Raw genomic sequence first — 12,525 nt, forward strand, 5'->3', positions numbered from 1 at the left:
TCGCTGACTCAATCATCAAGAAGGTTTTGCACACGCTAGAAAGGCAGATGCCAAAAAAGGAAATGTTCAATTAGATGCTAATACACTGAATCATCAGCAAAATGTGAGAGCAGGCTGTTAAGTTTTTTACAGGTGCAAATTTTCTGTCACAGTCGATTTTGTTCACAAATTAAATAACAAAACAGGCGCATAGTGAGAGATTCTGCACATCATTAAAATGTAAATTTTTATGGGATGAGTAAGGGGGGATGATAGGGGATGAGAATGTCTCAGCCCCAAAACCGTGATTAAGTTCTATAAAAATGAGGGCTATATTTTTCTTTTAAAAATAAGTTGCAGTGATGTTGAATAAAATACCGCCATTAAGTCTTCGCAAGCTTCAGATTTTCGCTAAGTGGTCGTTATATAATGAAGGTAGTCGGCGTTATGTCGGCGCGTAATCATAAGATTTCCCTGAAAGGGAGTTGAATTGGGCCCTGAAACCAAAAGAGGCTATTTATGAGTAGTATGGGCATTGCCATTGCGGCAACTGGCCTTTCACTCGTCCTGATATTTGTGTGGATGATCTCGTTGTCGATGCGGAAACAGAGACTCGAGGCAGAGAGGAAAGCTCGCGAAGCCGCTTATCGAAAGGCGATGCATAAAGCGCGAGAGCAAGAGCGTAAAGAGCGAGAGTTCAAAGCAGAAACCGGGCATATCCCCACCATTTTATTTCTAGCGAAAGAAGCCGAAAAGGACAACATTCGTCAAGCGCTGTATTGGTATGATAAAGCCGCTAAACTGGACAATGTGACGGGGATGTACGGCATTGTTCGCTTAAGTGAACGCATGCGCGAAGATGTGATTTTAAAAGAGCAGGCAAACTTCTGGCGTACCGCAATTGCGGGAATGGAAGGGGATACCGAAGCGAAATTTTCGACAGGCAAAGCGTTGGTTTTTGGTCGCGGAACGGAAAAAAATATTCCCAAAGGTAACCAACTGATTGAAACCGCAGCCGAGGAAGGCTGCATTGATGCCATGCTTTACATGGGTGAGTGGCAGCTTTCACCAGACAATAGTGCAGGACGCAGTGCAGATGCGCTTTACTGGTTTATGAAAGCGGCGGAAAAAGACAGTGCGGATGGCAAGATCCAAGTCGGCTTATGTTACCTAAATGGCATTGGTACAGAAAAAAGCATGGTTAAAGGTTGCTACTGGCTGGAACGGGCCGCGGAAGGTGGCAGTGCTAAAGCGATGTATCATGCTGGCGAAGCGTGGAAGGATAAAGGTAAAACGGGTAATGCAATTGCTTACGTTTGGCTGTTTCTTGCTGCTAATATGGGCTACCAACCTGCACGTACGTTGCGTGATGAAGTGGCAACCAATATTGGTGTTGATGTTGTCGTTGGATTGCAGTCCATAGCGAAGCCGTTGCAAAGAAAGCTGGCCTCAGGAATGGTTAGAAAGCACTCTATTATTCGAGCCCTTAACAAAGTGTACAAACGCGAAGCGTATTTTCCTGCGGAAGAGGAGCTCAATGCGGTGTTGAATGATGAGAATAAAGACGTCTCCGAAGCTTGGGAGGAGACATCAACACTAGATTTTCAGCCTAAGATGACAACGGTAACAGCAGAAGACCAGGCAAGCACATCGCCTAACGAAAAAAAACTCTCTAAAGATGCGCTCGATTTCACTCAAAACTTCCTTCAGCCATAACCTATCTTATCCAGAAGCCTCAAGATTGAGGCTTTTCTTTTGCTCTTTTGCCAGTATCTCTATCAGTCACGACAACAGAATGTAAACTTACTTAAGCAGTCATTTTACTGATGTGCATACTATTTATGCGATTTTTCAACATATTGTTAGTACTTAACTAAGATGGGATCTGTTTACCTTAAAAAAGAGGTTTTTCCCTCTTTATTTACTTCCGCTATTGGGCTTAGATCAAGCCTTTTCAATTGATAGTAATAATGATTGAAGAGCAATGCTTGATGCCCCGATTTATAGGTGAATAGTACTCATTACTTTATCTAATAATGTAAATTAAAAAATGTATTATAAATCTTAAATTGTTCTTTTATATTTAGGTGTCGATTATTGATTTTATGATTAATTAGGCGCAAGATAACGTAAAAATAAAATAGCATAGTTAATATGCAGAATTACACTAGGAAGTAACTTTTTCATTACATGTTTCATAATAAATAGAGATAATTTTTTATCTCTGTTTTTATTTATATTAGAGATTTGTGTATGTTGAGAATCATTAGTGCAGATAAATTTATCTCTTAAAGGTTTATCTTAGAGTACAGTAAGGCTGAGTTCGCTTCTTTATTAGGTGTTTCCGTCGCTAAAATAAGTAATATTGAAAGTGGAAAATCTTCAATCCCCCCGGTGTATGATTACGCCATTAATTACTTGTTGAGTGAACATCCATTTAAAGATAGTGCTGTTGATGCTTTATGCTCTCATGAAACGTTAAACTTTGCTCGTCGTATTGATGTCAATACCAAAGTAAAACGCTTGTCCTGTAAGCGTTGCGATAGCCGTAGACTGCACGTTATGGCTGGCATGAGTGGCTTGTATTTTGTCGAGTGCATGGATTGTAAACACACTATGTACTCGTCAGGCATGTCTGTAAAACGTTATCAGCAATGGTCGAATGATGGAGTCAAACTAGATAGTCATTTATTTAATTGAATTGTGTTTCCTTTGCACCTAAAGTAAAAAGCCATCAATACATGTGTTGATGGCTTTTTTATTATGTGTTTAAATTTAGTTAAAATTAAAACATTTATCATTCCTAATAATATAGTCTTAATAATTATATAGTGATGGAAATCTCAAAAAATTATTTTCTTGATATTTCATTTCTAACAACAATGGCTGTGGTCACACAATTTTTAATTATTTTTCCTTTTAAGCCTGGTTTCAATATCATTGGGCTATCAATTGGAAAGTGATGAAGATCGCGAAATTTTAATTCGATAAAATAAAACTTTTAAATATGAAAATTTAATCACGAAATTTGTTTTTTGAATTTTAAATATCGTTTTCGTTTGTAATATCTGTACCTGTCAATTTTAAAGAACAAAAAAGAGATATTCCAAATGAAACGTTTAATTATAGGTGTTAGTAATTACATGCCAGAAGACTTCAGTTTATTAGCTGAATCTTTAGATGAACAATTTAATCGTCATTTACAACCTTTAGAGCAAGTTGAATTAACCGACGTTGGTGCGGCTATTATTACTTCAGCAGACATTAAAGCAGGTCTGCATAAAATGATTTCTGAAACGGGTTACGGTATTCCAGTTTTCTTAGTAACGGATGAAAACCCAGTTTCGGCAGAAGATTACGTTTGGCTAACTGGCGTTATCGATTTAGAAAGACAATCTATTGAGTACTACTGTCGTCAAATCAACGAAGCAGTAACCAAGTACGAATGTCGTCTGCTTCCTCCTTTCTTCAAGCAATTAACGCACTATGTTGAGATGGGTAACTCAGCGTTTGACTGTCCGGGACACCAAGGTGGTCAGTTCTTCAAAAAACACCCAGCGGGTAAACAATTCTACGATTTCTTCGGCGAAAACCTGTTCCGTAGTGACTTGTGTAATGCGGACGTGGATTTAGGTGACTTGCTGATCCACGAAGGTTCTGCACACCAAGCGCAAGCGCACGCTGCAAAAGTATTTAACGCGGACAAAACTTACTTCGTACTTAACGGCACTTCTGCTTCAAACAAAGTAGTCTGTAACGCGCTGGTAACTGAAGGTGATTTGGTACTGTTCGACCGTAACAACCACAAATCGAACCACCACGGTGCGTTAATCCAAGCGGGTGGTATGCCAGTTTACTTAGAAACGGCGCGTAACCCTTGGGGCTTTATCGGTGGTATGGATGAACACTGTTTCGATGAAGAATACATTCGTGCTCAAATCGCGAAAGTGGACCCAGAACGTGCACGCGATGAACGTCCTTTCCGTCTTGCTATTATCCAACTTGGTACTTATGACGGTACTATCTACAACGCTCGCTACGTAATGGATAAGATAGGTCACCTTTGTGACTACATCCTGTTTGACTCTGCATGGGTTGGTTATGAGCAGTTCATCCCGATGATGAAAGACTGTTCACCACTGCTGCTGGATTTGAAACCAGAAGACGCAGGTGTGATCGTGACTCAGTCTGTTCACAAACAACAAGCTGGCTTCTCTCAAACATCGCAAATCCACAAAAAAGACCGCCATATCAAAGGTCAAGCTCGTTACTGTAACCACAAACGCTTTAACAACGCGTTTATGATGCACGCATCGACTTCACCATTCTACGCACTGTTCTCTGCGCTTGATGTGAACGCGAAGATCCACGACGGCGAAGCAGGTCTGCGTTTATGGCGCGATGCGGTTAAGACAGGTATCGAAGCGCGTAAAGAAATCCTTAAGAGTTGTGAATTGATTCGTCCGTTCATTCCAGATGAAGTCGAAGGCCAACCTTGGGGCAGCTACGACACTGACGTGATAGCAACGAACAAGAAATTCTTCATGTTTGAGCCAAACGCAAGCTGGCACAAATTCGAGGGGTACGGTGAAGGTCAATACTTCGTTGACCCATGTAAATTGCTACTAACCACAGCAGGTATTGCTGAAGATGGCAGCTACGCAGACTTTGGTATTCCTGCAACGCTTTTAGCGAACTTCCTTCGTGAAAATGGCATCATCCCTGAAAAGTGCGACTTGAACTCTATCTTGTTCCTACTCACTCCTGCGGAAGATATGGGTAAGATCCGTCACCTTGTGGCTCAAATTAACCGATTCGAAAAATTCATCCGTGATGATGCCCCTTTAAGTATCGTACTTCCAAGCGTCTACGAAGCGAATAAAGAACGCTACCGTGGCTACACCATCCGTCAGCTATGTCAGGAAATGCATGACATGTACAAAGAGCTGAACGTGAAACAGTTACAAAAAGCGATGTTCCGCAGCGAGTACTTCCCACAAATGGTTCACAAACCTGACGTAGCAACACGCAAATACTTCCGTGGTGAATGCAATTACCTACCACTTAAAGAGGCCGTGGGCCGCGTAGCCGCTGAAGGTGCACTTCCTTACCCTCCAGGCATTATCTGTGTGATCACTGGTGAAGTCTGGACTCAACAGGTGGTGGATTACTTCCTATCTCTAGAAGAAGGCATTAACCGCTTCCCAGGCTTCGCGCCAGAAATTCAAGGTGTGTACCTTGAAGATGTTAACGGTCGCACTACCGCACATTGTTATGTCCTAAAAGATTAATCTACCCGTTCGCACCACGCTCCGGCGTCGGTGCGAACCGCTTATTCGTGGAGAATAATTTATGAGTACTGAAACTAAAAAAATGTCGGTGGTGCAGTTAACCATTCTGACGTTCATCAATATGGCTGGCTCCGGTATTATCATGCTGCCAAGTAAACTGGCGCAAGTGGGTACCATTTCAGTGTTGTCTTGGCTGATCACGGCAGCGGGCTCTTTGGCGTTGGCTTATGTGTTTGCAAAATGTGGTCGCTTTAGTAAACGAGACGGCGGTATGAACGGTTACGCGTCTTACGCATTCGGTAAATCGGGTGCGTTTATGGCGGGCTGGACTTACGGTTTGTCGCTCCTTATTGCGAACATTGCGATCGCGATTACTTGTGTGGGTTACGGCTCCGCATTCTTTGAAGTGACCCTATCTCCGGTCGAAACCTGTTTGTACACCATCGCCATTCTTTGGATTTGTACTTTCGCTAACTTCGGTGGCGCGAAAATCACAGGTCAAATTGGTACATTCACCGTGTGGGGCGTAATCCTACCAGTGTGTTCATTGGGTATTGTTGGGTGGTTCTGGTTTAACCCAACCATGTACATTGAAGCTTGGAACCCACACCACTTGCCATTTGGTGAAGCGGTGAGTGCTTCTATTGCGATGACTCTATGGGCATTCCTTGGTCTTGAATCAGCTTGTGCGAACTCTGAAGCGGTAGAAAACCCAGAGAAGAACGTACCAATCGCAGTGCTAGGTGGTACGCTAATCGCGGCTGTGGTTTACATTGTATCGACAAACATCTGTTCTGGTATCGTTGCAAACTCTGAGCTTGCTGCATCTACAGCGCCATTCTCAACCGTATGGACAGTGATGCTAGGTTCTGCTGCTGGTAAAGTGGTTGCGGGTATGGCGGTATTGGCTTGTGCGGGCTCTCTATTGGGTTGGCAATTCACTATCGCGTCAGTGTTCAAATCGTCTTCTGATGCGGGCTTCTTCCCTAAATTGTTCTCTCAAGTGGACAAACGCGGCACACCGATCAAAGGTATGATCGCGATTACTATCATCCAATCAGTATTGTCTCTAATGACGATTTCTCCAACGCTGAACGAGCAGTTCGAAGCACTGGTTAACCTAGCGGTAGTAACAAACGTTATTCCTTACATCTTATGTATGGGCGCAATCTTTATTATGCAGCAAGTGGCGCACGTGCCAGAGCGCGAGATGAAAACCACCAACGTTATCGCTCTGATTGGCTCTCTGTACAGCTTCTATGCGCTTTACGGCTCCGGCTACGAAGCGATGATGTGGGGCTCTATCGTAACCTTCCTAGGCTGGAGTGCTTACGGTCTGATTGCTGCGAAGCATGAGCCTTTAGCAAATTAAAAAATAATACTGAAAGAGCCTTCCCAAACGCGGTGTGGAAGGCTCTTTGCTTTTAGGCATTTACGCCAAATCCAAGTCAGCTTAATGTATTTGAGGCTAGACATCCAATGACGTGAAAACTCATTTTCGACATTTGGAGGACGAAAGATGATAAGTCAACCTGTTAAAATCGGTGACGACACCGCCGTAGTCATTCCAAGCGTAATCCTGGCTCAGCTCGGGATAAGGGAAGGAGATACCCTAGAAATCGCACTGAATAAAGACAAAATGGAAATTAAGAAGATGGTGTTGAAAACCAGCGCGCCAACTTACTCTGAAGATATTGAGGAGAATTGAGTTAGAGAATCTTGGTTTGTCGGATACACTACTGGTTTCGCAAAACTGGCGCTTGCCGCTGTCTTTGAACTATCGATAACTACAATAAGAGGTAAGGTACTATGCAAGGTATCCTCTCTATACAATCTCATGTTTCTTTTGGTCATGCTGGTAACAGCAGTGCCGTTTTCCCAATGCAACGCATGGGTTTCGAAGTATGGCCGATTCATACCGTTCAATTTTCTAACCACACGCAGTATCAAGAAGGCTGGACTGGGCGAGCGTTTGCGGCTGAAGACATCAGCGAGTTAGTTCGTGGACTTGGTAACATCGGCGCGCTGGAAAAGTGCCAAGCGGTATTGACGGGCTACCAAGGTAGCGCAGAGCAGTGCCTTGCTGTTGAAGAAACCGTGACGAAAGTGAAACAAGCAAACCCGAACGCACTTTACGTTTGCGACCCTGTAATGGGCGCGCCAGACAAAGGCTGCATTGTGGCTCCGGGCATTGCTGAAAATCTTCTAACGCGTTTGATGCCAATGGCGGACGTGATCGTTCCGAACCAATTCGAGCTAAGTCAATTTGCTGAGATGGAAATCCACTCACTAGACGATGCGATCACCGCATGCCAACGTGCGCTAGAAAAAGGTCCAAAAGTGGTGCTAGTTAAGCACCTTTACTGCCTAGAAAATGGCAGCTTCAACATGCTATTGGCTACGCAAGAAGGCATTTACCTTGCGAAGCGTCCTCAATTTGAGTTTGCTAAACAACCTGTTGGCGTGGGCGATCTTATTTCAGCTATCTTTACCGCGGGACTCTTAAAAGGCTGGTCTCCTAAACAAGCTTTCCAACATTGTCACGACGCGTGTTACGGGATGTTGAGTGCAACGTACCATGCGGGTGAGTGGGAGCTGCAAACTATTGCTGCGCAGCAAGAGTTTGTTAAACCAAGCAAACACTTCCCGATTGAAGAAGTGGCTCTGGTCACCGCATAATTGAGCGCAATTAAACAAAAAAGGGGAGCCATCATCGGCTCCCCTTTCTATTTGTTCTGTCAGTCTTACTGAGCTTTTTGCTGCTCTGATTTACAAACTGCTGCCGTAAAGACAACGTCTGTTGAGCTGTTTAGCGCAGTTTCTGCAGAGTCTTGAATCACACCGATAATAAAGCCAACCGCTACAACCTGCATGGCTACGTCGTTTGAGATACCAAACAGGCCACACGCAAGTGGGATAAGTAGTAGAGAGCCACCTGCAACACCTGATGCGCCACATGCAGAAACCGCAGCCACAATACTGAGCAGTAGCGCAGTCAGTAGATCAACTTCGATACCCATAGTGTGCACAGCTGCAAGCGTTAGTGTTGTGATAGTGATTGCAGCACCAGCCATGTTGATGGTCGCACCTAGAGGAATAGATACTGAGTATGTATCCTCGTCCAGTTTTAGCTTCTCACATAGTGCCATGTTTACTGGAATATTCGCTGCACTTGAACGAGTGAAGAACGCTGTTACACCACTTTCACGTAGACAACGGAATACAAGTGGGTAAGGGTTTTGTTTGGTTTTAACGAACACGATCGCCGGGTTTACAACGAGTGCGATGATCATCATTGCGCCAAGAAGAACCGCCAGAAGGTGTGCGTAGCTTGCTAGCGCGCTAAAGCCTGTTGTCGCAAACGTTGAAGCAACCAAGCCAAAGATACCAAATGGTGCAAGACGAATGATAAAGCGCACAATGTGAGACACGCTGTGGCTTAGATCTTCAAATACGGCCTTCGTTGTTGCCGATGCGTGGTGTAGTGCAAGACCCAGACCCACACCCCAAGCAAGAATGCCGATGTAGTTTGCTTCTACTAGTGCATTTACTGGGTTGTCGACCAGTTTAAACAACAATGTGCGTAGAATTTCAGCAATACCTTGAGGAGGCGTTGCACCTTCAGCGCCGGTGACAAGCGTTAAATTGGTCGGGAAAAGGAAGCTTAGAACCACTGCTGATAGCGCCGCGAAGAATGTACCCATCAGGTACAGTACAACGATTGGGCGCATGTAAGTGTGTTGGTTTTTCTTTTGGTTTGCAATTGAAGCGGCAACCAAAATAAACACAAGAATTGGCGCGATCGCTTTAAGCGCACCGACAAAAAGGCTACCAATTAATCCCGCGCTTTCGGCATGGCTTGGAGAAATTGTCGCGAGCAAAATACCAAAGACGATACCGACAAGGATCTGGACGACGAGGTTACCACGAGCATATCGGGCAACGAGGCTGTTGTGTTGCATACATCATTCCTGCAATTTTATGCCAGAGTGGCAGGGCAATAGTCCATCATTACACGGCGATAATGCCCTTATATTACAAGGGGTGAGCATTGCTTCTGGTCACTAAGACACATGATTATCAATTATCCTGTTTTTATAAATTCAGCCATTTTCTTGCTGAATATCACATATCTTAGCTTGGTAATATTTTGTGTCTAGTTTTAGTTTGTTTTTGGATTAAATGTTTGCTCAATGTTATTTAAATAAGATTTTTATGTTGAAAATTATCATTAGTTATGAGTAATGGTTTTTAATAAAGTTGTTAAAAAGGAGACTTTCGTCTCCTTTGATTTTATTGACAACTCAAACGCAACAAATTAATAACTTTGTTGGCGCCTGCGCTTATCACTCATGGCATTTCGAGTGAGTTTCCCGAATTGTCGACTTTGAGCTCGTTGCTCTGCCAAAGTCGCACCGTTAAAGGCTTGTTCTCGCAATAGTTTTTGATAGTTATTGAAACGACGAACTTCCAGTTTGCCATTTTCAATCGCAGTTTGAATTGCGCAACCCGGCTCAGTTTGATGCTGGCAATCACCAAAGCGACAACGCTGAGCGAGAGCCTCAATGTCAGAAAATGCCTCACTGACCCCCGATTCACAATCTACTAGTTGAAGCTCGCGCATTCCCGGAGTATCAATCAAGATGCCGCCATCAGGTAATAGATGGATAGAGCGCGATGTAGTTGTATGTCGCCCTTTGCTATCGTCTTCACGAATATGCCCAGTTGCCTGTTCTTGTTGCCCGAGTAATGCATTAACAAGAGTTGATTTGCCAACGCCTGAAGAACCGATAAAAGCGAGGGTTTGTCCTTCTTTGCACCAGGTCATGAGTTTAGAAGCACTCTCTATTTCTAAGCCGTTGACTGTCTCTATAGCTAATAGAGGGTCGAGCTTCTGTACTTGGCTTTTTAGTTCATCAGTATTGTCACACAAATCGGCTTTGGAAAGCACGATGACGGGTTCGACTTCGGCTTCATGAGCCAAGGCAAGATAACGTTCAATACGACTTAAATTGAAGTCGTCGTTAAGGGAACAGACGATAAACACTGTATCCACATTGGCTGCGATGAGTTGCTCTGCCACTTTGCTGCCAGCGGCTTTGCGGCTAAAGAGGCTCAAGCGATCCAGTAAGCGAGCAAATTGCTGATCTTCATTTAAGATTACCCAGTCTCCGACGGTCATATTGGGTAAAGAATGGTGGGTATTAAGATGAACTTGCCCAGTTTCTGTTGCCAATAAATAACCACTTCGGTGATGCGCAATTACACGAGCAAAGATAGTGTTGTCGTAATCGTCTAATGTCAGTTGTTGCTGAAAAAATGGTTTCCAACCCAATTGTTTTAGAGGGTTTGAAGTTGAAACTAATGTGTCACAAAAAGTATGTGTTTGATTCATTATTGAATTATCCCAGACGCAACAAAGCGCCTTAATACAAATCGCATTAGGGTCTAATTCGGATAGAGTTGACCCCGGTGAAGACCGGGCAGAGAAGGGGAGTTGTGGCTATGCCACAGAGTTGGTGCTGTTAGGGTTACCCTTGCGATGCCCAGTTAGTGTTATTCAATACAATCATCTTGTGTCCTCTTCGTTGGTTAATAAATAAGTGAGTTAATTAAGCCAAAAGAGTATAGCCGCCGTTTTTTAAAGAGGGTAGCTATACTGCAAAAATATTAACTTTGTTTTGTGATGCGCTCTTCCATAATCTGCGAATACGTGTTGGCTTTTAAGCCGTATATGATTTGGACATGACGATCATCCAATATCACGACGCCATGCGCGCCATGATTTTTGAGTGCGTTCTTATCGATGACGGACGTCGCTCTGAGGGTAAGGCGCAGCCGAGTCGCACATGCACCAGTTTCTAGCAGGTTCTCTATGCCCCCAATGGCGTCAATGATCGTATCGACGTCTTGTTCGACATTGGGGTTGGTATGAGTTAGGAAATTGAAAAATTGCTTCAGCACTGACTTAACCGTCATTTGAAGAGCCTTCGGTCGTTAGTTTTGAAATGGCTTCAACAATCGGTGCCGGTGAGAGTGTATGCGGTACTTTAGTGATTAACGTGCCATCCGGCTTCAAGAAGTAAAAGTAAGAGCTATGATCCAGCGTGTACTTTAGTTCCGAGCCTTCCAATTCTGTCTTACGGAAAATGACACCATAGTTGTGTGCCAAAGGTGTCGTTACATCAAGTGGTGCCGATAGGCCTTCAATCATTGGATGGAAGTAATGGGCATATTTTGCTGATGCATCGGCCTCATCACGCTCTGGGTCTAAAGAAATGAACATCGGGCGTAGTTGTGCTTTTTGCGCGTCGTCAATTTGATTCAGTGCCCCTGCCAGCATTGCAAGAGAAGTTGGGCAAACGTCTGGGCAGCGAGTAAAGCCAAAATAGACAACTCGGATGCGAGGGTCATTCACATCGAAGATATTGACGGCTTGGTTATTTTCCCCAAACAATACCGTTTGTTGAGAGGTGGAACTGTCCACTAGCTCTGGCTTCGTGTTCTGATTATCTAAATAGCTCTTTACGCCAAACCCGAGTGCGAAAGCAGCTACGAGAAATAGGGACCAATTGCGGCTCATAACGATTCCTTATCTTTGCATTTTTATAGCAGGGTAAACGGTATTCTCTCCATCACTGAGTTCACCAACCCAAGTCATCGCATCCTCCGTGCAAACCGGGAGAATGATGTCACCTTGATATTGGCCAGGAGCGATTTGCTTCAGCAAAAACTTAGGCTCACCCATCTCCATTTCTCTTCCTGAAAGACTTAGGATGAGTTGCTTAGCATCGCTTGTATGCCACTCAACATTTAGAGTGGTAGGAACCAAGGGTTGAGCAGTTTCTGAGTTTAGTGTCATCGTAACATTTTCTTGGACGCAAGAGGTTGTAGAGAGAAAGCAGTATTCATCTATTGACTTGCTTTGAGTGGAAGAAGAAAAGCTTTTTATTAGAGTCGGGGCATAAAATCCCGCAACTAATGCGGCTGAAACAGCGGCGATTTGTAACACTTTCATGAAGGTTCAGCATTTATCACTTAACATTACGAGCATCGTAGCACAGATGCGCCGCTCGCCAACTCGTGACCTCGGTAAATTGTGCGTTATACCTCGGTGACCAGCTTCCTAGTAACGCGACGGACTTTATTGCATCAAATACAGCAGAGTTTTCAATTGAGATGTTTTGCCCTTAGCCAATAGATAAAAACGGAGCCAATTGGCTCCGTTTTTATTTGGTTCAGTATGTGTTTGATA

Annotated in this window: 11 protein-coding genes; 6 read left to right on the top strand and 5 right to left on the bottom strand. The window is 43.8% G+C overall.

Features of this window, described 5'->3' with window-relative positions; translation table 11 throughout:
* Positions 1–498 precede the first annotated feature (498 nt).
* The 6 genes from R7P64_RS01120 (at position 499) to pdxY (ending at position 7,949) form a co-directional block, all read left to right on the top strand.
* Positions 499–1,695, top strand: coding sequence for a hypothetical protein (locus R7P64_RS01120; RefSeq protein WP_318123062.1), 1,197 nt, complete (start codon positions 499–501; stop codon positions 1,693–1,695).
* A gap of 582 nt (positions 1,696–2,277) precedes the next feature.
* On the top strand, positions 2,278–2,679 hold the full coding sequence (locus tag R7P64_RS01125; protein WP_318123210.1) for a helix-turn-helix transcriptional regulator: 402 nt from the start codon (positions 2,278–2,280) through the stop codon (positions 2,677–2,679).
* Between the two features lie 410 nt (positions 2,680–3,089).
* Positions 3,090–5,270 carry an ornithine decarboxylase SpeF gene (speF, locus tag R7P64_RS01130; RefSeq protein WP_033906657.1) on the top strand — a complete coding sequence of 727 codons (2,181 nt, stop codon included), beginning with the start codon at positions 3,090–3,092 and terminating at the stop codon, positions 5,268–5,270.
* 61 nt (positions 5,271–5,331) lie between these two features.
* Positions 5,332–6,642, top strand: coding sequence for a putrescine-ornithine antiporter (gene potE, locus R7P64_RS01135; RefSeq protein WP_053307967.1), 1,311 nt, complete (start codon positions 5,332–5,334; stop codon positions 6,640–6,642).
* A gap of 147 nt (positions 6,643–6,789) precedes the next feature.
* Positions 6,790–6,978, top strand: a complete 189-nt coding sequence (locus R7P64_RS01140; RefSeq protein WP_017634469.1) for an AbrB/MazE/SpoVT family DNA-binding domain-containing protein — start codon at positions 6,790–6,792, stop codon at positions 6,976–6,978.
* Between the two features lie 101 nt (positions 6,979–7,079).
* Positions 7,080–7,949 carry a pyridoxal kinase PdxY gene (gene pdxY / locus R7P64_RS01145; RefSeq protein ID WP_318123063.1) on the top strand — a complete coding sequence of 290 codons (870 nt, stop codon included), beginning with the start codon at positions 7,080–7,082 and terminating at the stop codon, positions 7,947–7,949.
* A gap of 65 nt (positions 7,950–8,014) precedes the next feature.
* Here the strand turns inward: pdxY and sstT are convergent, their stop codons facing one another.
* The 5 genes from sstT to R7P64_RS01170 all read right to left on the bottom strand — a co-directional run bounded on the left by sstT (position 8,015) and on the right by R7P64_RS01170 (position 12,288).
* Positions 8,015–9,232, bottom strand: a complete 1,218-nt coding sequence (gene sstT / locus R7P64_RS01150) for a serine/threonine transporter SstT (protein WP_005374821.1) — start codon at positions 9,230–9,232, stop codon at positions 8,015–8,017.
* Between the two features lie 356 nt (positions 9,233–9,588).
* Complete coding sequence (rsgA, locus tag R7P64_RS01155; RefSeq protein WP_318123064.1) at positions 9,589–10,665, bottom strand: ribosome small subunit-dependent GTPase A; 1,077 nt, start codon at positions 10,663–10,665, stop codon at positions 9,589–9,591.
* A 275-nt stretch (positions 10,666–10,940) separates the two neighbouring features.
* Positions 10,941–11,249 carry a PTS transporter subunit EIIB gene (locus R7P64_RS01160; protein ID WP_005384641.1) on the bottom strand — a complete coding sequence of 103 codons (309 nt, stop codon included), beginning with the start codon at positions 11,247–11,249 and terminating at the stop codon, positions 10,941–10,943.
* Positions 11,239–11,853, bottom strand: coding sequence for an SCO family protein (locus R7P64_RS01165; RefSeq protein WP_017820122.1), 615 nt, complete (start codon positions 11,851–11,853; stop codon positions 11,239–11,241). Before R7P64_RS01165 ends, R7P64_RS01160 begins: the two co-directional genes overlap by 11 nt.
* Before the next feature lie 9 nt (positions 11,854–11,862).
* Positions 11,863–12,288 (bottom strand): hypothetical protein, encoded by a 426-nt coding sequence (locus R7P64_RS01170; RefSeq protein WP_017820123.1) that lies wholly within the window; start codon positions 12,286–12,288, stop codon positions 11,863–11,865.
* Positions 12,289–12,525 lie beyond the last annotated feature (237 nt).

Origin of the sequence: Vibrio sp. 2304, assembly GCF_033339475.1 — a bacterium.
GTDB classification, from domain to species: domain Bacteria; phylum Pseudomonadota; class Gammaproteobacteria; order Enterobacterales; family Vibrionaceae; genus Vibrio; species Vibrio alginolyticus.

What these genes read in the sequence shown, in the direction of transcription:
- R7P64_RS01120 (WP_318123062.1), top strand. Translation starts at nt 499, where the DNA reads ATGAGTAGTATGGGCATTGCCATTGCGGCAACTGGCCTTTCACTCGTC.
- speF (WP_033906657.1), top strand. Translation starts at nt 3,090, where the DNA reads ATGAAACGTTTAATTATAGGTGTTAGTAATTACATGCCAGAAGACTTC.
- potE (WP_053307967.1), top strand. Translation starts at nt 5,332, where the DNA reads ATGAGTACTGAAACTAAAAAAATGTCGGTGGTGCAGTTAACCATTCTG.
- R7P64_RS01140 (WP_017634469.1), top strand. Translation starts at nt 6,790, where the DNA reads ATGATAAGTCAACCTGTTAAAATCGGTGACGACACCGCCGTAGTCATT.
- pdxY (WP_318123063.1), top strand. Translation starts at nt 7,080, where the DNA reads ATGCAAGGTATCCTCTCTATACAATCTCATGTTTCTTTTGGTCATGCT.
- sstT (WP_005374821.1), bottom strand. Translation starts at nt 9,232, where the DNA reads ATGCAACACAACAGCCTCGTTGCCCGATATGCTCGTGGTAACCTCGTC.
- rsgA (WP_318123064.1), bottom strand. Translation starts at nt 10,665, where the DNA reads ATGAATCAAACACATACTTTTTGTGACACATTAGTTTCAACTTCAAAC.
- R7P64_RS01160 (WP_005384641.1), bottom strand. Translation starts at nt 11,249, where the DNA reads ATGACGGTTAAGTCAGTGCTGAAGCAATTTTTCAATTTCCTAACTCAT.
- R7P64_RS01165 (WP_017820122.1), bottom strand. Translation starts at nt 11,853, where the DNA reads ATGAGCCGCAATTGGTCCCTATTTCTCGTAGCTGCTTTCGCACTCGGG.
- R7P64_RS01170 (WP_017820123.1), bottom strand. Translation starts at nt 12,288, where the DNA reads ATGAAAGTGTTACAAATCGCCGCTGTTTCAGCCGCATTAGTTGCGGGA.